This window comes from Amycolatopsis sp. NPDC051716, from assembly GCF_040681595.1.
In the GTDB taxonomy this organism is placed as follows: domain Bacteria; phylum Actinomycetota; class Actinomycetes; order Mycobacteriales; family Pseudonocardiaceae; genus Amycolatopsis.
Genome location: NZ_JBFAZA010000002.1, coordinates 42839 through 65733, shown reverse-complemented (window position 1 = coordinate 65733; position 22895 = coordinate 42839). Strand labels below are relative to the sequence as shown.

The following is a 22895-nucleotide window of genomic DNA, read 5'->3' as shown; positions in this document are numbered from 1 at the left end:
GCGCCCGGCCGGTTCCCCCGATCCGCGGAATCAGGCGCGCTGTTTCGCCGCCGGGGCGCCGACCTCGCCGTTCGCCGCCTTCAGCGCGATGTCCGTGCGGTGGTGGGAGCCCGCGAGGTGGACCTTCTCCACCGTCTCGTACGCGTGCTTGCGCGCCGACTTGAGCGTCTTGCCGGTGCCGACGACCGACAGCACGCGGCCACCGGAGGAGACGACGGCGCCGTCGTCACGACGGCGGGTGCCGGCGTGCAGGACGCCTTCCAGCTCGGCCCCGGTGATGACGTCACCGGTGCGCGGCTTGCCCGGGTAGCCGTCGGCGGCGATCACGACGGTGACCGCGGCGCCGCCCGCCCACTCCAGCGGCGGGTGCTCGGCGAGCTTGCCGGTGGCGGTGGCGTGCATGAGCCCGGCGATCGGGGTGCGCAGCAGAGCCAGCACGACCTGCGTCTCCGGGTCGCCGAAACGGCAGTTGAACTCGATGACCTGCGGACCTTCGGAGGTCAGCGCGAGGCCGGCGTAGAGCAGGCCGGAGAACGGCGCACCGCGGTTGACCAGCTCGTCGGCGACCGGCTGGACGACGGTCTCGACCAGCTCGTCGACCAGGTTCTCGGGCGCCCAGGGCAGCGGGGCGTAGGCACCCATGCCGCCGGTGTTCGGGCCGGCGTCGTCGTCGCCGACGCGCTTGAAGTCCTGCGCGGGCAGCAGCGGGACGACGGTGTTGCCGTCGACGAAGCAGAACAGCGACGCCTCCGGTCCGTCCAAATAGGACTCCAGGAGGACCGGGTGGCCGCCGTCGAGGAGCATGATGGCGTGCTTGCGCGCGACGTCGTAGTCGGTGGTGACGACCACGCCCTTGCCGGCGGCGAGCCCGTCGTCCTTGACGACCCAGGTGGGGCCGAAGCGGGCGAGCGCGGCGTCGAGGCGGGCCGGGTTGTCGACGACCTCGCAGCGCGCGGTCGGCACGTTCGCGGCGGACATGACGTCCTTGGCGAAGGCCTTCGACCCTTCGATCCGGGCGGCGGCGGCCGAGGGGCCGAAGCAGGCGATGCCGGCCTTGCGCACCGCATCGGCCACGCCGGCGACGAGCGGCACCTCCGGCCCGACGACGACGAGGTCGGCCTGCCAGCTCTTGGCGAGCCCGGCCACCGCTTCGGGATCGGCCGCTTCGACGCCGAGCTGCTCGGCGACCGCGGCGGTCCCGGCGTTGCCGGGCGCGCAGGCCAGGGCCGTGACAGCGGGATCACCGGACGCCGCGAGGACGAGTGCATGCTCTCGGGCGCCGGAGCCGATTACCAGTACGCGCACGCCGCACAGCGTATCCGGCCGGGTTCGCGGGCGACATCGCGCCGTCGCCCGGGGGTGGGTGCCGGTCTGTCCACAAGTCGCCACCGGTGTGGACAACTCGGTCCGGGGCCCCGGCGATCCGGAGGTTTTGTCTGCCCTCGCCGATACGCTGGAAGCGGGGGCAGCCCCCAGGGAGGGCGGGCTCAGCGGGCTCAGCGGGCTCAGCGGGCTCAGCGGGCTCAGCGGGCTCAGCGGGCTCAGCGGGCTCAGCGGGCTCAGCGGGCTCAGCGGGCGAACAGGAGTCCACGCGCCGTTCACCGCCCTGTTCGCCCGGATACGCACTTCGGACGCTTGCGGCATCGAGGGTGGCGCGAGTAGTCAGGGCACACCCTGTGTGAAAAGAGGTCACCAGATGAAGCGCAAACGTGTCGGTCTCCTGGCACTGGCCGGGCTGGCGTTGCTGAGCGTCACCGGCGTGGCGGCCGGGTCGGCGAGTGCCGCCGAGAGCGGGTCCGCCGATGCGGTCGCGCGCGGACGGGGCCACCATGACCCCGTGATCATCGGACACCGCGGCGCGCCCGGGTACCGGCCGGAGCACACGCTCGCCTCCTACGAGCTCGCCTACCGGATGGGCGTCGACTGGGTCGACGTCGACCTCGTGCCGACCAAGGACGGCCAGCTGGTCGCCCGGCACGAACCCGAGATCGGCGGCACCACCGACGTCGCGAAGCACCCGGAGTTCGCGGACCGGAAGAAGACCGTCGTCCTCGACGGGGTCACCACGACCGGGTGGTTCACGCAGGACTTCACGCTGGCCGAGCTGAAGACGCTGCGCGCGGTCGAGCGGATCCCGCAGAACCGGCCGCACAACACGCTGTACAACGGGCGCTACCAGATCGCCTCCTACCAGGAGGTCCTCGACCTGACCAAGCGCCTCGGCCGCGAGCTGCACCGGACGCTGGGCACCTACCCCGAGGTCAAGCACTCGACGTTCTTCCAGTCCATCGGCAACCCGACCGAGCCGAAGCTGGTCGCGATCCTGAAGCGCAACGGCCTCGACCGGCCGGACGCGCCCGCGATCATCCAGTCGTTCGAGGTGTCGAACCTGATCGCGCTGCACAAGCAGGTCCGGACGCCGCTGCTGCAGCTGACGTCGGCGAGCGGTGCCCCGGCGGACTTCGTCGCGAACGGCGACAAGCGGACGTACGCGGACCTCGTGACGCCGCAGGGGCTGCGCGAAGTCGCGAAGTACGCGAAGTACCTCGGGCCGGACAAGGCGCAGGTCATCCCGCGGGACAAGAACGACAACCTGGGCACGCCGACCGCGCTCGTCGCGGACGCGCACCAGGCGGGCCTGAAGGTGCAGCCGTACACGTTCCGGAACGAGAACCCGTTCCTGCCCGCGAACCTGCGCTCGTCGGCCGAGCCGGACGCCTACGGTGACGTCTTCACCGAAGAGGCGGCGTTCTTCAAGGCGGGCGTCGACGGCTTCTTCGCCGACCAGCCGGACACCGCGCTGGAGTCGCTGCACGCCTTCCTGGGCCGTTAACCGCTTGGCCGTGAGGGGCACCTTCGGGGACGCTGAGTCCGTGAAGGTGCCCCTCACGGCGTTGGCGGAAGACCACGGCTTCTCCGGTGTCGTGCTGGTGACCCGCGGCGAGGAGGTCCTCGTCGAGCGGGCGTTCGGGTACGCGCACCTCGGTTACGGCGTCGAGAACACCCCCGGCACACGGTTCGCGATCGCCAGCGGCACCAAGGGGTTCACCGCCCTGGTCGTGGTGGGGCTGATCGCCGAGGGGCGGCTGGCGCTTTCGACGACCGCGCGCGAGGTCCTCGGCGACGACCTGCCGCTGATCGACGACCGGGTGACCGTCGAGCACCTGCTGACGCACACCTCCGGCATCGGCGACTACTGCGACGAAGAGGCGGATCCACCGCCACCACCGACGCCGCTCCTGGCCACGTCGGCCGACTACCTCGCCGCCCTCGACGGGTACCCGCAGGTTTCCCCGCCCGGCACGGAGTTCCGGTACCACAACGGCGCCTTCGCCGTGCTCGGCCTGATCGCCGAACGGATCGCGGGCAGACCTTTCGACGACCTCGTCCGGATCCGGGTGACCGAGCCGGCGGGCATGGCCGACACGGCGTTCCTCCGCTCGGACGCGCTGCCCGCCCGGACGGCCACCGGTTATCTCGAAGACGGCCGCACCAACGTGTTCAGCCTCCCCGTCGCAGGCTTCGCCGACGGCGGGATCTACAGCTCCGCACCGGACTTCCGGAAGTTCTGGCCCGCGCTGCTCGGCGGCCGGATCTTGCCGCGGGAGTGGGTGGACCGGATGCTCCGCCCGCACGCGGAGCGCTACGGGCTCGGCTTCTGGCTGCCCCGGCCGGGCTTGGTGCACCTGAACGGCGGCGACCACGGCGTCACGTTCTGGAGCACGCACGAGCCGGCGTCCGGGCTCACCGCGACCCTGATCTCGAACAACCACCGAGGTGGCGGGCCCCTGCTGCGGTGGCTGGACGAGTTCTTCACGAAGGCTTGACACCCTCCGGGACCAGGGCTACCTTCGGCGAATTCAATGGTCTGGCCGCATACCTTTCAAGAGGTGCCCGATGGATGTTTCCGACCAGCAGACCACCCCCGACGACGACGCCGCCCGGCTGCACCAGCTGGGATACGCCCAAGAGCTCAAACGGACGATGTCGGCGTTCTCGAACTTCGCCGTCTCCTTCACGATCATTTCGATCCTCTCCGGCTGCCTCACGCTCTACGGCACCGGCATGAAGACCGGTGGGCCGGCCGCGATGATCTGGGGCTGGGTCCTGGTCGGCTTCTTCGTGATCCTCGTCGGCCTCGGCATGGCGGAGGTGTGCTCCAGCTACCCGACCGCGGGCGGGTTGTACTACTGGGCGGCGAAACTGGCCCCGCGCAACGGTGCGGCCTGGTCGTGGTTCACCGGCTGGTTCAACCTGGTCGGCCAGATCGCCGTCACGGCGGGCATCGACTTCGGCGCCGCGCTGTTCCTCAACGCGTTCCTGGACCTGCAATGGGGCTTCACCGCCACGCCGGGACACACGATCCTGCTCCTGGCGATCATCCTCGTGGTGCACGGCCTGCTGAACACCTTCGGCGTCCGGCTGGTCGCGATCCTCAACAACGTCAGCGTGTGGTGGCACCTCATCGGGGTGCTGGTCATCGTGGGCGTGCTGACCTTCGTGCCCGCCAAGCACCAGGACGCCTCCTTCGTGTTCGGGGAGTTCGTCAACAAGACCGGCTGGACCTCGCCGATCTACGTGTTCGCACTGGGCCTGCTGCTCGCGCAGTACACGTTGACGGGGTACGACGCTTCGGCGCACATGACGGAAGAGACGAAGAACGCCGCCAAGGCCGGGCCGCGCGGCATCGTCACCTCGATCCTCGTCTCCCTGGTCGCCGGCTGGATCCTGCTGATCGGCCTGACCTTCGCGATCCAGGACTACGACGGCGCCGTCAACTCCGGGACCGGGGTGCCGCCCGCCCAGATCTTCATCGACGCCACCGGGGTCACCACCGGCAAGTTCCTGCTGCTCATCTGCATCGGCGCACAGCTGTTCTGCGGGATGTCATCGGTGACGGCGAACTCGCGGATGATCTACGCCTTCGCCCGTGACGGCGCGATCCCGGGCTCGAGCTTCTGGCACCGGATCAACAAGCGCACCCAGACCCCGACCAACGCCGTCTGGCTCGCCGCCATCGGCGCCTTGATCCTCGCCCTGCCGTACTTGTGGAGCGCGACGGCGTACTACGCGGTCACCTCGATCGCGGTCGTGGGTCTCTACGTCGCCTACGTGATCCCCGTGTTCCTCCGGGTCCGGCGAGGCGACTCGTTCGAACCGGGCCCGTGGAACCTCGGCAAGTGGGGCAAGCCGATCGGCATCATCGCGTCGATCTGGGTCGCGTTCATCTTCGTGCTGTTCATGCTCCCGCCGGCGTCGCCGGTGACCGTGGACTCCTTCAACTACACGCCGATCGCCTTCCTCGTGGTGCTGGGCGGGGCCGGCCTGTGGTGGGTGGTCTCGGCCCGGAAGTGGTTCACGGGGCCGAAGGTCCAGGGGTCCGAGGCGGAACTGGCCGCGGTGGAACAGGAACTGAAGGAACTGGGCTGACGTCGGGCCCGGGCAACTTTGGTGAGGAAGTCTTCCGCCCTCCCCTGTGCGGAAGACTCCCTCACCCCCCGGCGGCCTCACGAGACCGGCTTCAACGTCGCAGACCGACCTTGAACGAACCTTGTACGCGGCTCCCCGCCATCGGCGAAGCGAAGCCGCCTCAGCGGCGACACACCGCGCGAGGGCTGTCCAGCCGACGTCAGGTGGTCGCGGGCCGGGATTCGCCGGCGCTCGGGCTGACCTCCGGCGCCGGGGAGCGGTGACCGGGCCGGACCACCGCCACGGCCGCCGCACCCAGCGCGCCCACGCCCGCGAACGCGTAGAAGCCCCACGGATACGCGATGCCCGCCGTCAGCAGCGCGCCGCCGAGCAGCGGGCCCGAGATCGCGCCGATCCGGCCGATCCCCGCCGACCAGCCGAGGCCGGTCGCGCGGATCGCGTCCGGGTAGAGCCGGCCGATGTAGGCGTACACCAGCACCTGGGCGCTGAACACGAAGCACCCGGTCAGGAACACCGCCACGTACAGCCCGACCGCGGGCAGCTTCACGCTCAGCAGCGCGAGGAACACCGCACCCGCGCAGAACCAGGCGATGGCCGACGGGCGGATGCCCACGCGGTCGGCGACCCGGCCCGCGACGAGCAGGCCCGCGATGCCGCCGACGTTCAGCGTCAGCAGCAGGCTCAGCGCGGCGCCCAGCGGGTACCCGGCCTGGCGCATGATCTCCGGCAGCCACGTGTTCAGGCCGTAGACCAGCAGCAGGCCCATGAACGAGGTGACCCAGAACGCGATCGTCGCGCGCAGCAGGCCGCCGCGGAACAGGCCTGCGACGGCGTGCCCGGCCGACCGCTCGGCCGCCCGGACCCGCTGGAACGTCTCGGACTCCGGCAGGAACTTCAGCATCAGCGGCACCAGGACCAGCGCGGGCAGCGCGCCGGCGACGAACATCGCGCGCCAGCCCAGCGGCGTGATCACGACGATGCCCAGCAGCGCCGTCAGCACCGCGCCGACGTGGTAGCCGGTCATCACCGTGGTCGTCGCGCTGCCGGCCTTGCCGCGGCGCGCGTACTCCGTGACCAGCGTGATCGCCGTCGGCAGGCAGCCGCCGAGGCCGAGCCCGGCGACGAACCGCAGCAGCCCGAAGACGAACGTCGACGGCGCGAAGGCGCACAGCAGGGTGCACAGCGAGAACAGCGTCACGGAGATGATCAGGGACTTCCGGCGGCCGATGACGTCGGTGACCGTGCCGATGGCCAGCCCGCCGAGCATCATCCCCGCGAGCCCCACGGTCGACACGACCGACGCCGTGGCCGGGGTCAGGCCCCAGACGTGGCCGCGGAGCAGCACGGGCAGCACCGTGCCGAGGACGACCAGGTCGAACCCGTCGAGCAGGACGGCGGTCCAGGCCAAGGGCACGACCCAGGAGCGGGGGCCAGGGGACATCGGAACCTCCGGAGGTGCGTCGGTGCACGCCTGCCGCACAGGTGTGCGTATTGCGAACAAGTATGCATGCGGGGTACGACACAATCCAGCGCGCTTCCATTGACCGGAAGCCGAGCAGAGGCCCACGACCTGCGGAAAGATCGGGCTCGTGGAGATCCTGACGCTGATGGGCGTGCTCGCGGGTTCGCTGGCGCTGACCGCCCTCGCCCGGCGCTACAACCTGTCCGCGCCGCTGCTGGTGGTGGTCGTCGCGCTCGGCGTCGCGCTGATCCCCGGCGTGCCGCGGTTCGAGCTGGAGCCCGAGCTGGTGCTCACCGCGGTGCTGCCGCCGCTGCTCTACTCGACGTCGCTGGAGAGCTCGCTGACGCACTTCAAGCGGGCCCTGCGGCCGATCGTCGCGCTCGGCGTGGTGCTGGTCGCCGTCACCGCCGTGGTCGTCGCCCTCGTCGTGCACCTACTACTGCCGGACGTGCCCTTCACGTCCGCGCTGGTCCTCGGGGCGGTCGTGGCCCCGCCGGACGCGGTGACGGCGGTGGCGATCGGCCGCAAGCTCGGCCTGCCCCGGCGGGTGATGATCGTGCTGACCGGGGAGAGCCTGGTCAACGACGCCGCCGCGCTGACGCTGTACAAGGTCGCGCTCGCCGCCGTCGCGGGCACCGCGGGCTCGGCGGGGCACGGGTTCGCGGTGTTCGGCGTCGCGACCGTGCTGGGCATCGGGGTCGGCCTGGCCATCGGCGGGCTCGTCGTGCTGATCCGCCGCCAGCTCGACGACCCGCTGGTGGAGTCGGCGTTCGGGATCATCGTGCCGTTCGCCGCCTACGTCACCGCCGAGCACCTGCACCCCTTCAGCGCCGACTTCAGCGGGTCGGGCGTGCTCGCCGTCGTCGCGGCGGGCCTGCTGCTGGGGCACCGCGCGCTGTACGCCTCGCCCGCGACGCGCATGCAGGACCGATCCGTGTGGGCGTCGATCGACGTCCTGCTCGAAGCGCTGGTGTTCGCCCTCATGGGGCTGCAGCTGCCGTTCGTGCTCGACGGCGCGCACCACGCCGCCCGCGACAACGGGACGCTCGCGCTGGTCGCGCTCGCCGTGCTCGCGGTGACGATGCTCGTGCGCGTCCCGGCGGTGTTCGTGTCCGCCTACCTGCCGCAGACGGTGCGGCTCTTCGGCCGCGACCGCTCAGCACCGTCGTGGCGGACGCTGGCGGTGGTCTCGTGGACGGGCATGCGCGGCGTGGTGACGCTCGCCGCCGCGGCGGGCATCCCGGCGAACACCCCGGGCCGCGCGGAAATCCAGCTGTTCGCGTTCACGGTGGCCATCGGCACGGTGCTGATCCAGGGGCTGACGCTGCCGCCGCTCATCCGGGTGCTGCGGGTCGAGGACCCGTCCGAGGCCGCCCGCGACGAAGCCGAAGAGCTGGCCGCGCGCGAAGTCGCGAAGCAGGCCGCGCACGAACGGCTGCGCGAGATCAGCCACGAGCGGCTGACTTCCCTGGACCTGCCCCCGGACCGGGTGACCCGGCTCAAGGAGCGCCTGGAACGGCTGATCGACATGCGCTACCGGTTCGCCAAGGCGGCGATCACGCTGTCCGGCGAGGAACACTCCGGCAGCCCGCAGGCGCAGTTCGCGAAGGCCCGGCGCGAACTGCTGATCACCCAGCGCAAGGCGATGATCGAGGAGAACCGCGCGGGCCGCCTCGACGACGAAGTGCTGCGGAAGGTGCTCCGGGAGTTGGATCTGGAGGAGCTGTCGGTGTCGGCGACCCTCACGAACCGGATGGGCTGAGCGCCGCCCAGGTCCGCAGGCGCTCCTCGGCGGAGCGGATCCCGGTCGAGGTCAGGACGACGTCGGTGGCGCCGGCGTCGTAGTAGCGCCGAATCCCCCGCGCGACGGTCTTTTCGTCACCGATGAGCGCGAGTTCCACGGGGTGGTCCACGCCTTCCGCGTCGAGGATCTTCCGGTACGACGGAATTTGCGCGTAGAAGGCCATTTGCTCGGCGGCGAGCGCGCGGACGGCGTCGGGTTCGTCCGTGACGACGGCCGGAACGGCGGCGATGATCCGCTTCCCGGCGGGCAGAGCGGGGACGATCCGTTCGGAAAGCGCTCGCGGCCCGGCGAGGTACGGGAGGGTGCCGTCGGCGAGTTCCCCGGTGACGGCCAGCGCCTGCGGCCCCATGGCCGCGACGATGATCGGCACGTCCCCACCACCGGCCACAGTGGACGGTCCCGGCGAGTGGGCCCGGACGGTCTCGCCGTCGAAGTCGGCGGCTTCCCCGGCGAAGACCTGCCGCAGCACGGTCAGGTACTCGCGCAGGTGCCGGATCGGCGGCGGGTACTCCACGCCGTAGACGGGCCCCAGGAAGCCCTTCGAGCCGAGCCCGATCCCGAGCGTGAACCGGCCCCCGGTGGCGGCCTGGGCGGTCTGCGCCGCGCTCGCGACCAGCAGCGGGTGCCGCGGATAGGTGGGCACCACGGAGGTGCCGACCTCGATCCCGGGCACCTCCCGCCCGGCGAGCGCGGCGATCGCGATGGCGTCCTGGCCGAGCGGCAGCTGCGAGAACCAGACGGACTTCATCCCGGCCTCGGCGGCTTGCCGGGTCTGGGCGATGAGCTCGTCGACGAGGTTCGGCGCCCGGTCCGTGTCCCCGGCCGGCAGCGCGACTCCGATGGTCATGGTCCCAAGCTAGCCACCGGCGCCAGCGGTTTTCCGGCTTCCCAGGAATTGAGAACCCGAGCGAGCCGGCGTGAGATCGCCCACCCTGTAGCGAAATCCCGATCTTCAGGAGAGCCCATGTCGCTGACCGAAGTCATCGAAGGCACCCGCAAGGCCGTCGACGCCGATCCGCACAACGCCGCCGCCTCCTTCAGCGTCGGCCACGTTCTCAAGCCCGGCACCAAGACCGAGGTGGCGGTCACCGTCCGGGACCACGCCTTCACCGTCGACGAACCGCCCGCGCTCGGCGGGACCGACCAGGCCGCCAACCCCGTCGAGTACGCGCTGGCCGCCCTCGGGTCCTGCCAGGTCATCACCTACCAGTTCTGGGCGGCGAAGCGCGGGATCCCGCTCGACTCCATCAAGGTCACCGTCGACGGTGACCTCGACCTGCACGGCTTCTTCGGCTTCTCCTTCAACACGCGGCCCGGTTTCGGGGACGTCCGCGTGTCCGTCGAACTCGACGGGCCGGCGAGCCGGGAGCGCTACGAAGACCTCAAGCGCGAGGTCGACGAGCACTGCCCGGTGCTCGACCTGTTCCGGAACGAAACGCCGGTCAGTACCAAGCTGACCTAGACGAACTGGTGCCGCACGATCGTCTGCTCGCGGCCCGGACCCACGCCGATCGCGGAAATCCGCGCGCCCGAAAGCTCTTCCAGGCGCTCGACGTACGCGCGGGCGTTCGCCGGGAGCTCCTCGAACGTGCGGCACGCGGAGATGTCCTCGAACCAGCCCGGGTGCTCTTCGTAGATCGGGATCGCGTGGTGCACGTCGGTCTGCGTCATCGGCATGTCCTGCGTGCGGAATCCGTCGACTTCGTAGCCGACGCACACCGGGACCTTCTCCAGGCCGGACAGCACGTCCAGCTTCGTGAGGAAGTAGTCGGTGATGCCGTTGACGCGCACCGCGTACCGTGCGATCACCGCGTCGAACCAGCCGGTGCGGCGCGAGCGGCCCGTCGTCACGCCGAATTCGCCGCCCTGCTTGCGCAGGTACTCGCCGGACTCGTCGTGCAGCTCCGTCGGGAACGGGCCGGAGCCGACGCGCGTGGTGTAGGCCTTGAGGATGCCGAGCACCGTCGTGATGCGGCCCGGCCCGATGCCCGAGCCCGCGCTCGCGCCGCCGGACGTCGGGTTCGACGACGTCACGAACGGGTAGGTGCCGTGGTCGACGTCGAGCAGCGTGCCCTGTGAGCCCTCCAGCAGCACGGTTTCGCCGCGCTCCAGGGCCTGGTTGAGCTGCAGCCGCGTGTCGGCGATGCGGTGCGCGAACTTCTCGCCCGCCGCCAGCACCTCGTCGGCGACCTGGTCGGCGTCGAGGGCCTTGCGGTTGTAGACCTTCACCAGCACCTGGTTCTTGAACTCCAGCGCGGCTTCGACCTTCTGGCGGAAGATCTTCTCGTCGAGCAGGTCCTGCACGCGGACGCCGACGCGGGCGATCTTGTCCTGGTAGCACGGGCCGATGCCGCGGCCGGTGGTGCCGATCTTGCGGCTGCCGAGGTACCGCTCGGTGACTTTGTCGATGGCCACGTGGTACGGCATGATCAAGTGCGCGTCGGCGGAGATCAGCAGCTTGGACGTGTCGACGTCCCGCGCTTCCAGTCCGGACAGCTCTTCCAGCAGCACACCCGGGTCCACGACCACGCCGTTGCCGATGACGTTCGTCACGCCGGGGGTGAGGATGCCGGACGGGATGAGGTGCAGGGCGAAGTTTTCGCCGTTCGGCAGGACGACCGTGTGACCGGCGTTGTTGCCACCCTGGTAGCGGACGACCCACTGGACGCGGTCACCCATCAGGTCGGTGGCCTTGCCCTTGCCTTCGTCTCCCCATTGGGCACCGATGAGCACGATGGCCGGCATGTGACACTCCAGGTGTTCGACGACGTGAGGTTTAGTGTCCCGGACGGACACCGGTGGCGCTGCTAAATGCCGGTGCATGAGCGTAACGGAGGACCCGCGGGTGCGCGGAATAGTGGTGGCTTGTGGCGACGAAGCGGCCGGCTTCGAAGAGGTCGACGACGTCGGGTCGATCCGCGTGCCGAGCCGTCCCGGCAAGGCGGAAATCGACCCCTTGCTGGGCGAACACGATCACCTGGTGGTCTCCGGCACGGACGCGGACCTCGCCGCCGTCGTGCTGCGCCTGCTCCGCAAGGACGCGCTCTCCGGCGTGTCGGTCGGGTTCGTGCCGTCGTCGCCGGACTCGGTCGTCGGCGCGCTCTGGGGGCTGCCGAAGACGCCGCTGCGGGCGCTCGCGCTGGCGTTGCGCGGCGAGGTCGACCCGGTGCCGCTGATCCGCGACGACGTCGGCGGCGTGCTCGTCGGGCGCGGGCAGCTGCGGATGGTCCGCGGCGTCGCCTACGCCGACGAGCAGGTGGCGCTGCGCGGGCCGGCCGCGTCGATCGAGGTGCTGCCGGACCCCGGCGGCCCCGGCCTGGCCGTCCGCGTCGTGAAGGGCACCCTCTTCAAGCGGCCGACGACGCTGTACTCGCGGGCGTTCCAGATCGGCTGCATCCCGACCCGGCCGGTGCTCGACGACGTCGTGCACGAGCGCGCGGTGAACAAGTGGACCTGGTACCGGCACACCGAGGACCTGCGGCTGGTCCGGGGCGCCGTCTGACGGACAGCAACATGTCACCTATACGTGTTGTACCCGCTACTCCGGTGCCTCAGGGTGAGCTGTCCCCACCCCTGACACGGAGGGCAGCAAGATGCCAACCAGGCGTGCTGTTCGTCATTCGTTCACCGTCCTCGCCATCGCCACCGTGCTGTCCGGCACGCTGGCCGGCGTCGCGGACGCGACCCCGCCGGGCATCCCGTCGGCCACCACGGCGAAGTCCGAGCTCGCGGCGCTGACCGTCAAGGCCGACGGCTCGCAGACCGGCTACAGCCGCGACAAGTTCCCGCACTGGATCGACCAGGGCGGCAGCTGCAACACCCGCGAAGTGGTGCTCAAGCGCGACGGCACGAACGTGGTGACCGACTCCGGCTGCGCCGCGACCTCCGGCAAGTGGGTCAGCCCGTACGACGGGGCGACCTGGACCGCGGCGTCCGATGTGGACATCGACCACGTCGTGCCGCTGGCCGACGCGTGGCGCACCGGCGCGTCGTCGTGGACGACCGCGCAGCGCCAGGCGTACGCGAACGACCTCACCGACCCGCAGCTGATCGCCGTGACCGACAACGTCAACCAGGAGAAGGGCGACAAGTCGCCCGACGCGTGGAAGCCGCCGCTCGTCGGCTACTGGTGCACCTACGCGAAGATGTGGGTCGCGGTGAAGTACAAGTTCAAGCTGACGATCAACTCCGCCGAAAAGACCGCCCTCACGGACATGCTCGGCCGCTGCTGACGCCGGTACGCTCGGGCGGTGCGGATTCTGTTCACGTGCCGCCCGGCGTACGGCCACCTCTTTCCCCTGCTCCCCTTGGCGAACGCGGCACGCGCCGCCGGGCACGAGGTCGTGTTCGGCACCGGCGAGGCGTTCGTGCCCAAGGTTCAGGAGCTCGGCTTCGAGACCCACCGCGTGGGCATCTCGATCCGCGACGCGGAGGCCGAAGCGCAACGGCGGCACGGCGCGGACGCCGGCTTCCTCGACATCGGCATCACGATGTTCGCCGAGCTGCTGCCACAGGCGACGATGGCGGACCTGCGGCCGCTGCTGCTCGGGCTGCGGCCGGACCTGGTGGTCTACGAGCAGAGTGACGTCGGTGCCGGTGCGTTGGCGCAGCAGGCGGGCATCCCGGCCGTCTCGCTCGTGATCGGCCGGTCGATGCCGCCGGAGGTGCTCGCGGTCGCGGCCGAACGGCTGGCGCCGCTCTGGGGCACGCTGCCCGCGGACGCCATGTTCGGCGACGCCTGCATCGACGTCTGGCCCGACAGCATCCGCGACCCCGGCTCGGCGGCCGTGCCGAAGGTGTTCCGGATGCGCCCGACGCCGTACGACGCCGATGTCCCGCTGCCACCGCTCCCGGACGACGGCTTCGTGTACCTGACCCTGGGCACGGTGGTCTACGGCGCGACGCAGGTGCTGCGCGGGGCGATCGCCGCCCTGTCGCGGCTGCCGGTGGACGTGCTGGTGGCGGCCGGCCCCGGCGACCCCGCGGCGCTGGGCCCGGTGCCGGAAAACGTGCGCGTCGCCGGGTTCGTGCCCCAGGCCGAGGTGCTCGAGCACGCGGGCCTGGTGGTGCACCACGGCGGCACGGGGACGGTGCTCGGCACGCTCGCCGCCGGTCTGCCCCAGCTGATCCTGCCCCAGGGCGCCGACCAGTTCGCCAACGCCGAGACGCTGTCGGCGCTCGGCGCAGCGAAGGCCTTGGTGGGCGACGCCATCCGGATCGACGCGATCGAGGCCGCGGCCCACGAGCTGCTCGACGACCCGGCAGCCCGGGCCGTCGCCCGCGGCATCGCGGCCGAGATCGCCGCAATGCCCGCGCCCGAGGCGGTCTTGGACGAGCTGGTCACCTGGGCCTCGTGAGTGGTGAGGCGGGTTCTAACCCGCGTTACCACTCACGAGCGCCAGGATCTCCCGCGCCACCGCGTCGTTCTGGCGGAAGGGCAACGCGTTCGTCCGCGGCCGGGTGAAGGCCGCCGCCGAGCGGGCGCTCGTGTGCGGGCCCACCGCGAACCGGTGCGGGTGCGGACGTCCGGCCCCGTCGAGCACCCGGGAGTCCGACACGCGCGTGTGGATGCGCCCCGAGGGCAGCAAAGCACCCGACACCGGGTCCGCCACCGCCTCTTCCGCCAGCTCGCCCGCGTCGCGCAACTGCCGCAGCAGGCCGTCGGCCACGCGGGTCACGCTCGGGCCCGGCAGCCGCGCCTCGATCAGCGTGCGGGCCTCGACCGGCTCCGGGTGGCTCGCCGACGACGCCACGAAGACGCCGCGCTCCGCCGTCACCCGCATTTCCGCGCCCGCGAAGGAAACGATCCCCGCTTCGTGCAGCGCCAGCAGCTCCTCGAGTCGGCGCGGCGGCGGACCGCTGGCGTAGTAGGAGAAGAACCCGTGGAACCAGCCGTCCATATCGGACACCTGGGACGCGGCCCCCAGCCGTCCTTTTTGGACCAGCACGGGCAGCTGGGCGTACACCGACAGCAGCGCCGTGAACGCACCCAGGTCGGCGCTGAACTCCGGGTCCGCCCGGCGCGCCAGGTCGGCCTCGATGTAGTTGCGCAGCTCCTTGCCGAACTCCTCCGCCGTGCCGAAGGTCCGGTCCGCCATCGGCCGGTCCAGCCGGTCGAGGTCGAGGCGGTCGGCGTCGGCGGGCACCGCCCGCCCGATGAGGTCCCGCATGGCGGGCGAATCCCAGGCCAGGTCGGCGAAGGCGTCGGCGAACACGGCGAAGTCCATCCGGACGCGGCCGGGGTGCCCGGTGAACAGCTCGCTGTAGTAGCCCCAGGCCAGTTCCTTCGCGATCAGCGGCCAGACGTCCGCGCGGAAGTCGAGGGCGGCCCCGGCCAGCCCGTCCATGGCGTAGGCGTCGAAGAACCTGGGCAGCCGCAGCGGTTTCCCGCGCAGCCGGTAGCCGATCTTCGCGTGGTAGGGCACCCCGCGCCGCGAGCCGACGTGCAGCACCGGCTCGGCGCCGCTCGGGTGGTAGCGCAGGCCGCCGCACGGGAGGTCCTCGAACCGGCCGCCGCGGCCCTCGGTCAGCAGCAGCATCAGGTCGACGAACGCCAGCCCGAACCCCCGCACGAGCACGGTTTCCCCTGGTTCGACGCCCGCGTAGTCGACGTCGGCGGTGTAGCCGGCCGGGTAGTAGGACAGCCCGTGCCGCGCGGCGAACGCCGCCAGCTCGCGCTCCCGCTCGTCCGGTTCCGCGTCGAGGTGGCCGACGGTGAAGACGACGGCGTCCGCCACGATCGCCGATCCGTCGGACAGGGTGACGGTGCGGCCGTCGACCCCGGTCGCGCGGGCCGCGTGCTCGAGGACGTCGACGTCTTCGGGCAGGTCCTCGACGACCTTCCGGTAGACCCAGGTCAGGTAGGCGCTCTGCAGGCGCCGGGTGGGGAAGTGGAAGGGGTCGAGCGCCGTCAGCTCGGCGGCGACGTCGGGCGGCACGTCGGCGTCGAGGCCGCCGTCACGCACCTTCCGCGCCCACTCCAGCAGCGACGGCCCCGGCCGCACCGGGCCCGCCATCTTCACCGACTCGTCGGTGAACATCGTGACGTCCTCGGGCATGGAGTTCATCCGCAGCAGGGGGGACTGGTCGTAGCGCCAGACCCGGCCGGGCCCCGGCGGGAACGGGTCGATCAGGTGCACCTCGAGCCGCCGGCCGCCGAGCAGTTCCGCGGCGTTCGCGCCGAGCCGTTCGAGGACGCCGACCCCGCGGGGTCCGGCGCCCACGACGGCCAGGGTGAACGGCGGGAGGTCGGCCACGAAGCCGAAGCTACGCCGGGGTTCCGGCGCCGGACGCCCGTCCCACAGGGCGGAATACCGGGCCGGACCCATCCGCTCGGGTCCACGGCTCCGAATACCCCGGCACACCGGTGAAAGGAGCGAACTTGTCCTTCGTCCACCCAGGCGCCCGGGCCTCGATCACTGCCCCCCACCTGCGAATACTTGACCGATGAGCTCGGTTCGCCGCACCGCGTCCACACCGCGCAGGACGTGGTCGGCACCCTCCTCCGGGGGAACTGGGCGATCTTCGCCCACGAATGGGCCGACCCGGACGGGATCGACCCGGAGCACTGGCGGGACGTCGTCGAGGCCGCCGCGGAGGCGGCCGGGGTCGACGTCGAGTTCGTCGTCATCCCGCGCCGGTCCCTGACCGTCGTGTTCAACCGGGCGGTACCCCCCACCTTCGAGCAGGTCCGCGCGTCCATCGAGGTCATCGAACGCGCGCGGGGCCGCGGCTGACCTCCCGTTTCCCTCGTGGCCACCGCGCGCACGCGAGGTGGCTACTTTTGCCCCTGGCGACCGACCAAGGGGTACGGAATGATCCATTGGTGACTCCTGGGCGACCGGTCAGACACTGCGGGCTATCGTCTGACCCGTTCGGGAAAGCTCCGTGACACCTTGGATACCAGCGAAAGAACCTAGAGATTTACCAACAGTCACGGGACACTGGCTGGGGTAACTCACGTACCGTGACTGCCTCATGACCGCCTGGTCGTCTTGTCACCGGAGGCCACGGGACGGACGCGGTCTGTAAGAAGAGGTCGGGAGAAAACGCATGGCAGCACCGCCGGATCGCGTCACGTTCCGCGAGGTGTTCGGGATCGCCGAGTTCCGGGCGCTGTGGTTCGGCGAGCTGCTCTCGATCGCCGGCGACCAGCTGGCCAGGGTCGCGCTGTCCATCCTCGTGTTCACCGGGACGAACTCCGCGACGCTCACCGGCCTGACCTACGCGCTGACGTACGCGCCGTCGCTGCTCGGCGGCATCTTCCTGACCGGCTTCGCCGACCGCTTCCCGCGCCGCAGCGTGATGGTGCTCGTCGACCTGCTGCGGGCCGGCCTGATCCTGCTGGTCGCCCTGCCCGGCATGCCGTTCTGGCTGATGTGCGTGCTGGTCGGCGGCGTTTCCCTGGTCAACCCGCCGTTCAAGGCGTCCCAGCTGGCGCTGCTGCCGCAGGTGCTCGAAGGCGACCGGTTCGTCGTCGGGATGGGCATCCGGAGCATGACCGTGCAGACCGCCCAGCTGGTCGGCTTCGCCGGCGGCGGCGCGCTGCTGATCGCCCTCGACCCGCACGTGGCGCTGGTCGTCGACGCCGCCACGTTCGTGCTGTCGGCCTTCTTCGTGCGCTTCGGGGTCCGTGCCCGGCCGGCCGCGGCGACCGGTGAGCAGCGCAAGTCCTTCTTCGCGACGCTCGGCGGCGGTGGCCGCACGGCGTTCGCGAGCTCGCCGCTGCGGACGCTGGTGCTGTTCACCTGGCTGATGGGGCTGCTGCCGGTCTACGAGGGCATCGCCGCGCCGTACGTCACGGCGGCGGGCGGCGGCCCCGAATCGATCGGCCTGCTGCTCGCGGCCGACCCGATCGGCAGCGTCATCGCGACCTTCGCCTACACGCGCTGGGTGCCCGCGCGGCTGCGGCCGAAGCTGATCGGCCCGCTCGCGGCGCTGTGCGCCGTGCCGCTGGTGCTCTGCTTCCTGAACCCGGGCCCGATCTCGTCGATCGTCCTGTTCATCGTCTCCGGCGGCCTGGGCACGGTCTGCCTGCTGCAGGCGACCGCGTCACTGACCCTGGCGGTGCCCGACGAGCAGCGGGCGCAGGTGATGGGCCTGTCCAACACGGGCCTGACCACGATGATGGGCATCAGCCCGCTGATCGGCGGCGTGCTCGCGGATCAGCTGACCCCGCACGGGACGGTCGGGATCTTCGGCATCGCCGGGATCGTGCTCACCCTGCCGCTGGCGGTGCTGTGGAGCCGGGCGCTGTCGGGCGAGCCCGGACGATGGTTCGACAAAGAAGCCGCACGCGCCGAACATGCATGACATGCCCCGCGCGTGGGCCCGACCTGCGCGACCTTGCGGTGCGCTGTGCGGTCACTGTTCTTTGCCGCGCATCGCTGGCCACCTCTCGTTCCGGTGTCAAAGAAAAAGTACACACCGAAAGCCCTTGTGGACAGCAGGCGAACGGTCTGAAACTGTCTGTGAGTACTTTGTCACCGTACATTTGCGCAAGGGTCTGGGGGAAAAATGGTCACATCGGGGGAACAGCGCGGCCAAGACTTGATTTCTCGGGCGCGGGGCTGGGCACTGTGGACCCGCCCCCGCGACTGGATCATCGCGACGCTGACCGCCATCACGGTCATGCTGAGCTGGACGGCCGTCTCGCTGTTGACCGTACCGGTCACCGTCGCCCAACTGGGCACGTTTCTGCTGCTCACGGCCCTGGCCGTGGCGCAAACCGAGGTCAGCAGGCGGCTGGAGCGGCAGCGCCGCATCCTCAGCAGCGGGCCTTACATCTCGATGACTTCGGTCTGGCTGCTGCCCGCGGGCCTGCTGCTGCCGGCCCAGCTGATCGCCGCACTCGGGGTCGTGCTGTACGTCTACCTCGCGTTCCGTAGTTGGTCCGGCACCCGTCCGGGTGAATTTCACCGCGTGGCCGCGAACGCGACCACGATGATCCTCTCGGCCTTCTCCGCGGGTGTCGTCGGTCACATGACCATCGGCAGCGGGGTGGCGACGGTGACGCTGGCCGCGCTGGCCTTCTTCACGGTCAACACCGCGCTGACCGGCCTCGGCCTGTACCTGGCCGACCCGAAGAGCGCGACCCCGGTGTCGTGCCTCGGCAACATGGACGACAACCTGCTCGAGCTGTCCACATTGTGCGTCGGCGCGCTGCTGGTGATGGTGCTCAACGAGGAGCCGCTGCTGTCGGTGCTGGTCATCCTGCCGCTCTACGTGCTGCAGCGGTCCGTGCTGATCAAGCGGCTGGAAGAGCTGGCCACGACCGACCAGAAGACGCAGCTGCTCAACGCCACCACCTGGCAGGACGGCGCGCAGCGCGAGATCTCGCGGGCGGAGCGGGAGAACGGCAGCTTCGGCGCCATGATGATCGACCTCGACCACTTCAAGCGGATCAACGACACCTACGGCCACCTCGCGGGGGACGACGTGCTCAAGGCGGTCGCCGCCGTGGTCAGGCAGGAGACCCGGGCGCACGACCTGGTCGGCCGGTTCGGTGGCGAGGAGTTCGTCGCGCTGCTGCCTTCGACGTCCAAAGAAGACGCGATCGTCACGGCGGAGCGGATCCGGCAACGGGTCAGCGAGCTGATCATCAGCACCACGACCAACGCGGGCGCCGCCGTCGACATCGAACGGCAGACGGCGTCGATCGGCGTCGCCGCGTACCCACTGGACGGCTCGTCCATCGAGGAAGTGATGGCGTCCGCCGACGCGGCCGTGTACGCGGCCAAACACGGCGGGCGCAACCGGGTGGTGGGGTCGGTCGCCACGGCCTTGGCCGCGGCTTAGACCTGGTCTACTGCTGCACATCATGGTGTCGGCGGCGAACACCCACGACGGGCATGCTGTTCGAGCCGCTGCTGGACCCGGACCCGGCCGTGCGCGGCCACCACGGCCGGGCGGGCCGGCCACGACGGGCGACCGAACAAGCTGCACGCCGACAAGGGCTACGGCTACCGCCGCTGCCGCCGGGCTCTGTGTCGCTGGGTGGGGGTGACTGGTGAGCTCCTGAGCGCGGAGCAGGTCCTCGGGTCGGGCACGGGGCCCCCGTCACCACCCCTCTTCAGAGGCGTTCGATGCGGTCGGCCTGCGGGCCCCGGTCGCTTTGACGCACCGCGTACCGGACCCGGTCACCCTTCTGCAGCGGCTCCGGCCCCATGATCACGGACGCGTGGGCGAAGAGATCTTCGCCGCCTGCGTCCGGGGTGATGAAGCCGAAGCCGCGGTCGGCGTCGTAGCGCGCGACGACGCCCTCGCCGCCTCGTACGGGCACGTCCCGCGCCGACGGCCCTGCGGCCGCGGCAGGTGCCGACCGCTGCGGCGCCGCCTGGGGCTCGGCGCCCCGGACCAGGTGCACGTCGCGGGCCTGCGGGCCCTTGTCTCCACTGGCCACCTCGTAGGCGACGCGGTCGCCCTCCGCGAGCCACGTCAGCCCCTCGGCCAGGGCCCGGGCGTGAACGAAGACGTCCCCGGCGCCGGAGTCGGGGTTGATGAAGCCGAAGCCCTTGTCCTCGTCGTACCAGGCCACCGTGCCGTCGGCACCGTCCGTGATACCGGCCGCGGCGGGTGAGCCGGCCCCTGCTCCCAGCGGGATCACGTGCCCGGCCTGCGGGCCGCGCTCGCCTTCGACGATCAGGAAGGCCACCCGCTGCCCCTCGGTGACCACGCCGCCGGTCACGATGGCGGAGCTGTGCACGAAGATGTCGGCGCCGCCGCCGTCCGGCGACGCGAAGCCGTACCCCTTGCCCGGCTCGTACCAGTTGATGGTGCCGAGCAGGCCCACGGCGCTGCCGGTGGCCGCATCGGCGGTGACGCGAACGCGCAGCGCCTGGGGCCCGCGGTCGTTCTCGCCGACCTCGAACACGACGGCCTGACCCTCGCGGAGCACTCTCTCGCCGCCGTCCCCGACGATCTCGGAGGCGTGCACGAACACGTCCGGCGAGCCGTCCTCGGGCGCGAGGAAGCCGAAACCTCGTTCGGCGTCGAACCAACGGACGGTCCCTTGCGGCATCAAAGGCTCCAGGTCGAGAGGGCGGGCACTGGCCCCCAGTCTCTCTGACCGACCTCCGGTCCGTCGGGCCGGGCCCCACAGGCGGGCGGTGCGGAGCCACGGGCGGGCCGTTGGTTCACCCAGCGGCACGCCGAGTTTCGAGACCAGGTCTCAGCGCCTTACCGCAGCCGATCGATGACGTCGCTCGCCTTGGTCTGCAGGCGGGCGACGCCACCCACGGTGAATTCGGTGAGCAGGTCGATCAGGGCGTCCTGGTCCGGCGGCTCGCCGTCCCAGGTGGCCTGGACCAGTGACTCGGTCATCGCGAAGAAGAGCGTGACGAGCGCGCGGTCCGCCCGGCCCGAGTCGATGCCGTGGGCGGCCCACCGCTTGCGGCTGGCCTCGGCGTAGACGACGGCCAGCCGCTCCCTCAGCCGGGTGAGAGCGGGGTCGCCCGCCCGCTCGGCCGCGCGGAGCACGCCGTAGCCCTCGGGGTGGTCGGCGACGAAGGTGACCATGTTGGCGTAGTTGGCCCGCGCCCAGGCCCGGAGACCGGGCTGCTCGTCGGCCACCGACGGCCCCGCGATGGCGGTGAACGCCCTCTCTTCGGTTTCCGCCACGACCTCGGCGAACAGCGTCGCCCGGTCGCCGAACTGCTCGTAGACGGCTTGGCGCGAGACGCCGGCCTCACGCGCGATCTGCTCGATCGTCGCGCCCTGCATCCCGTGCTGCCCGACCACCCTCGCCGTCGCGTTCAGCACGCGGGCGCGCTGCTCCGAAACCGGGAGCTTGCGCGGCCGCCCACGCGGAGCCGGGCTTGACATGGTGGTCCACCTCACGTGATTCTTTTTCCGACACCTCTGTCTAAAAAGGTGTTTCCCCGCGCACCCGCCCTGCTCAACGAGGAGCAAGCATGCGTATCTTCCTCCGCCGCGCCCTCTCCGCGGCCGTCGCCACGGTTTCCGTTCTGGCGCCGGCGACGCTGGGCCCGCCCCAGGCCTCCGCCGCGTCCTTCTACGATCCGCCGTCCCCCCTGCCCGCCGGCCGCAACGGTGACCTCATCCGGCACGAGACGTCGACGTTCTACATCGATCCCATCCAGCTGATCAAGGCCGACGCGACCGTGCAGCGGATCATGTACCGCAGCACCGACACGCACGGCTCGCCGATCGCCGTCACCGGCACGGTGCTGACCCCTCGGTCGGCGTGGCACGGCGCCGGGGTGCGCCCGATCGTTTCCTACGCCGTCGGCACCCAGGGCGAGGGCGACGACTGCGCGCCGTCGAAAGCGCTTGCCGCGGGCTTCGAGTACGAAGGGCCGTTCATCGCGGGGCTGCTGGCGCGGGGGTACGGGGTCGTGGTCACCGACTACGAAGGGCTGGGCACGCCCGGGGACCACACGTACGTCAACCGCGCGTCCGAGGGCCACGCCGTGCTCGACGCGATCCGCGCGGCCCAGCGGCTGCCGGAGGCCGGGCTCCCGGACGACGGCCCGGTCGCGATCGCGGGCTACTCCCAGGGCGGCGGCGCGTCGGCCGCGGCGGCGGAGCTGCAGCCGAGCTACGCACCCGAGCTGAACTTGAAGGGCGCGTACGCGGGGGCGGTGCCGGCGGACCTCGCCGAGGTCGCCAAGAACCTCGACGGCCACTACGCGGTCGGCTTCCTCGGGTTCGCGCTGGTGAGCATGAACTACGCCTACCCGGAGCTGAACATCCCGGCGCTGCTCAACGCGCGCGGGAAGCAGCTGTTCGAGCAGGTCCGCACCGAGTGCACGGTGGAGGCGATCGCCGCGCACGCCTTCACGCAGTCCTCGACGCTGACCACCGACGGCCGCTCGCTCACCGCGTACCTCGGCGAGGAGCCGTACGCCTCCCGCGTGGCCGAGCAGAAGATCGGGACGCTGAAGCCGACGGCGCCGGTGCTGATCGTGCACAGCGCGCTCGACGACATCGTCCCCTACGCGCAGGACCGCGACCTGGGCCGGACGTGGTGCGGCAAGGGCGTGAAGGTGCAGTTCAGCACGACGCTGATCCCGACCCACGTGCTCGGCGCGGTGCGGGCGTTCCCGGAGGCGTTCGCCTGGCTCGAGGGCCGCTTCGCCGGCCTGCCGGCGCCGGTCGACTGCGGCTGGTTCTGAGGTCTCCCGCAACCTGTCGTGAGTGGTAAGGCGGGTTAGAACCCGCGTTACCACTCACGACCGG

General features: G+C 71.1%; 19 protein-coding genes and 2 pseudogenes. 13 read left to right on the top strand and 8 right to left on the bottom strand.

Annotated features, from left to right (window positions below):
• Positions 1–30: 30 nt before the first annotated feature.
• Complete coding sequence (gene purD, locus AB0M30_RS02440; RefSeq protein WP_364578889.1) at positions 31–1305, bottom strand: phosphoribosylamine--glycine ligase; 1275 nt, start codon at positions 1303–1305, stop codon at positions 31–33.
• A gap of 391 nt (positions 1306–1696) precedes the next feature.
• Here purD and AB0M30_RS02435 point away from each other — a divergent pair, with 391 nt between their 5' ends.
• From AB0M30_RS02435 to AB0M30_RS02425, 3 genes are all read left to right on the top strand, one after another.
• The gene (locus AB0M30_RS02435; RefSeq protein WP_364578887.1) at positions 1697–2833 is read left to right on the top strand and encodes a glycerophosphodiester phosphodiesterase; all 1137 of its coding nucleotides are present in this window, start codon (positions 1697–1699) and stop codon (positions 2831–2833) included.
• A 40-nt stretch (positions 2834–2873) separates the two neighbouring features.
• Positions 2874–3827 carry a serine hydrolase domain-containing protein gene (locus tag AB0M30_RS02430; protein WP_364578884.1) on the top strand — a complete coding sequence of 318 codons (954 nt, stop codon included), beginning with the start codon at positions 2874–2876 and terminating at the stop codon, positions 3825–3827.
• A 70-nt stretch (positions 3828–3897) separates the two neighbouring features.
• Complete coding sequence (locus AB0M30_RS02425) at positions 3898–5430, top strand: amino acid permease (protein ID WP_364578881.1); 1533 nt, start codon at positions 3898–3900, stop codon at positions 5428–5430.
• 199 nt (positions 5431–5629) lie between these two features.
• Here AB0M30_RS02425 and AB0M30_RS02420 read toward each other — a convergent pair whose 3' ends face one another.
• The gene (locus AB0M30_RS02420; RefSeq protein WP_364578879.1) at positions 5630–6871 is read right to left on the bottom strand and encodes an aromatic acid/H+ symport family MFS transporter; all 1242 of its coding nucleotides are present in this window, start codon (positions 6869–6871) and stop codon (positions 5630–5632) included.
• 148 nt (positions 6872–7019) lie between these two features.
• Here AB0M30_RS02420 and AB0M30_RS02415 point away from each other — a divergent pair, with 148 nt between their 5' ends.
• Positions 7020–8654: a Na+/H+ antiporter gene (locus tag AB0M30_RS02415; protein ID WP_364578876.1), complete on the top strand. Its 1635-nt coding sequence runs from the start codon at positions 7020–7022 to the stop codon at positions 8652–8654.
• Here AB0M30_RS02415 and AB0M30_RS02410 read toward each other — a convergent pair.
• A complete protein-coding gene (locus AB0M30_RS02410; RefSeq protein ID WP_364578874.1) occupies positions 8635–9543 on the bottom strand; it encodes a TIGR03564 family F420-dependent LLM class oxidoreductase in 909 nt (302 codons plus the stop codon). The genes AB0M30_RS02415 and AB0M30_RS02410 overlap by 20 nt on opposite strands.
• Positions 9544–9660: 117 nt before the next feature.
• Here AB0M30_RS02410 and AB0M30_RS02405 point away from each other — a divergent pair, with 117 nt between their 5' ends.
• Positions 9661–10158, top strand: a complete 498-nt coding sequence (locus tag AB0M30_RS02405) for an OsmC family protein (RefSeq protein ID WP_360164981.1) — start codon at positions 9661–9663, stop codon at positions 10156–10158.
• On the opposite strand, the gene AB0M30_RS02400 is transcribed toward AB0M30_RS02405, so the two are convergent.
• Complete coding sequence (locus tag AB0M30_RS02400) at positions 10155–11441, bottom strand: adenylosuccinate synthase (protein WP_093946017.1); 1287 nt, start codon at positions 11439–11441, stop codon at positions 10155–10157. The genes AB0M30_RS02405 and AB0M30_RS02400 overlap by 4 nt on opposite strands.
• A 112-nt stretch (positions 11442–11553) precedes the next feature.
• On the opposite strand from AB0M30_RS02400, the gene AB0M30_RS02395 reads away from it, so the two are divergent.
• The 3 genes from AB0M30_RS02395 to AB0M30_RS02385 all read left to right on the top strand — a co-directional run bounded on the left by AB0M30_RS02395 (position 11554) and on the right by AB0M30_RS02385 (position 14053).
• On the top strand, positions 11554–12198 hold the full coding sequence (locus tag AB0M30_RS02395; RefSeq protein WP_364579587.1) for a hypothetical protein: 645 nt from the start codon (positions 11554–11556) through the stop codon (positions 12196–12198).
• Positions 12199–12289: 91 nt separating this feature from the next.
• Entirely contained in the window at positions 12290–12928 is a 639-nt protein-coding gene (locus tag AB0M30_RS02390) for an HNH endonuclease family protein (RefSeq protein WP_364578871.1), read from the top strand.
• 18 nt (positions 12929–12946) lie between these two features.
• The gene (locus AB0M30_RS02385; RefSeq protein ID WP_364578869.1) at positions 12947–14053 is read left to right on the top strand and encodes a glycosyltransferase; all 1107 of its coding nucleotides are present in this window, start codon (positions 12947–12949) and stop codon (positions 14051–14053) included.
• A gap of 15 nt (positions 14054–14068) precedes the next feature.
• On the opposite strand, the gene AB0M30_RS02380 is transcribed toward AB0M30_RS02385, so the two are convergent.
• Complete coding sequence (locus tag AB0M30_RS02380) at positions 14069–15952, bottom strand: FAD/NAD(P)-binding protein (RefSeq protein ID WP_364578866.1); 1884 nt, start codon at positions 15950–15952, stop codon at positions 14069–14071.
• A 183-nt stretch (positions 15953–16135) separates the two neighbouring features.
• Here AB0M30_RS02380 and AB0M30_RS02375 point away from each other — a divergent pair, with 183 nt between their 5' ends.
• From AB0M30_RS02375 to AB0M30_RS02360, 4 genes and pseudogenes are all read left to right on the top strand, one after another.
• Positions 16136–16432 carry a hypothetical protein gene (locus tag AB0M30_RS02375; RefSeq protein ID WP_364578864.1) on the top strand — a complete coding sequence of 99 codons (297 nt, stop codon included), beginning with the start codon at positions 16136–16138 and terminating at the stop codon, positions 16430–16432.
• A 316-nt stretch (positions 16433–16748) separates the two neighbouring features.
• Complete coding sequence (locus tag AB0M30_RS02370) at positions 16749–18008, top strand: MFS transporter (RefSeq protein ID WP_364578861.1); 1260 nt, start codon at positions 16749–16751, stop codon at positions 18006–18008.
• Between the two features lie 321 nt (positions 18009–18329).
• Positions 18330–19493 carry a GGDEF domain-containing protein gene (locus AB0M30_RS02365; protein ID WP_360166559.1) on the top strand — a complete coding sequence of 388 codons (1164 nt, stop codon included), beginning with the start codon at positions 18330–18332 and terminating at the stop codon, positions 19491–19493.
• Positions 19492–19700: pseudogene (locus AB0M30_RS02360) on the top strand (IS5/IS1182 family transposase); the annotation flags it as partial. The gene AB0M30_RS02365 and the pseudogene AB0M30_RS02360, both read left to right, overlap by 2 nt.
• Before the next feature lie 67 nt (positions 19701–19767).
• Here the strand turns inward: AB0M30_RS02360 and AB0M30_RS02355 are convergent.
• The 3 genes and pseudogenes from AB0M30_RS02355 to AB0M30_RS02345 all read right to left on the bottom strand — a co-directional run bounded on the left by AB0M30_RS02355 (position 19768) and on the right by AB0M30_RS02345 (position 21518).
• Positions 19768–20487: a cold shock domain-containing protein gene (locus tag AB0M30_RS02355; RefSeq protein ID WP_364579583.1), complete on the bottom strand. Its 720-nt coding sequence runs from the start codon at positions 20485–20487 to the stop codon at positions 19768–19770.
• A 30-nt stretch (positions 20488–20517) separates the two neighbouring features.
• Positions 20518–20715 (bottom strand): annotated as a pseudogene (locus AB0M30_RS02350) (cold shock domain-containing protein); the annotation flags it as partial.
• A 158-nt stretch (positions 20716–20873) separates the two neighbouring features.
• The gene (locus tag AB0M30_RS02345) at positions 20874–21518 is read right to left on the bottom strand and encodes a TetR/AcrR family transcriptional regulator (protein ID WP_364578858.1); all 645 of its coding nucleotides are present in this window, start codon (positions 21516–21518) and stop codon (positions 20874–20876) included.
• An 89-nt stretch (positions 21519–21607) separates the two neighbouring features.
• Here AB0M30_RS02345 and AB0M30_RS02340 point away from each other — a divergent pair, with 89 nt between their 5' ends.
• Positions 21608–22831: a lipase family protein gene (locus AB0M30_RS02340; RefSeq protein WP_364578856.1), complete on the top strand. Its 1224-nt coding sequence runs from the start codon at positions 21608–21610 to the stop codon at positions 22829–22831.
• The last annotated feature ends 64 nt before the right edge of the window (positions 22832–22895 follow it).

Excerpts from the sequence above, each read along its gene's own strand:
- AB0M30_RS02400 (WP_093946017.1), bottom strand. The coding sequence starts at position 11,441 with ATGCCGGCCATCGTGCTCATCGGTGCCCAATGGGGAGACGAAGGCAAG.
- AB0M30_RS02410 (WP_364578874.1), bottom strand. The coding sequence starts at position 9,543 with ATGACCATCGGAGTCGCGCTGCCGGCCGGGGACACGGACCGGGCGCCG.
- AB0M30_RS02425 (WP_364578881.1), top strand. The coding sequence starts at position 3,898 with ATGGATGTTTCCGACCAGCAGACCACCCCCGACGACGACGCCGCCCGG.
- AB0M30_RS02345 (WP_364578858.1), bottom strand. The coding sequence starts at position 21,518 with ATGTCAAGCCCGGCTCCGCGTGGGCGGCCGCGCAAGCTCCCGGTTTCG.
- AB0M30_RS02340 (WP_364578856.1), top strand. The coding sequence starts at position 21,608 with ATGCGTATCTTCCTCCGCCGCGCCCTCTCCGCGGCCGTCGCCACGGTT.
- AB0M30_RS02435 (WP_364578887.1), top strand. The coding sequence starts at position 1,697 with ATGAAGCGCAAACGTGTCGGTCTCCTGGCACTGGCCGGGCTGGCGTTG.
- AB0M30_RS02390 (WP_364578871.1), top strand. The coding sequence starts at position 12,290 with ATGCCAACCAGGCGTGCTGTTCGTCATTCGTTCACCGTCCTCGCCATC.
- AB0M30_RS02405 (WP_360164981.1), top strand. The coding sequence starts at position 9,661 with ATGTCGCTGACCGAAGTCATCGAAGGCACCCGCAAGGCCGTCGACGCC.
- AB0M30_RS02420 (WP_364578879.1), bottom strand. The coding sequence starts at position 6,871 with ATGTCCCCTGGCCCCCGCTCCTGGGTCGTGCCCTTGGCCTGGACCGCC.
- AB0M30_RS02370 (WP_364578861.1), top strand. The coding sequence starts at position 16,749 with ATGGCAGCACCGCCGGATCGCGTCACGTTCCGCGAGGTGTTCGGGATC.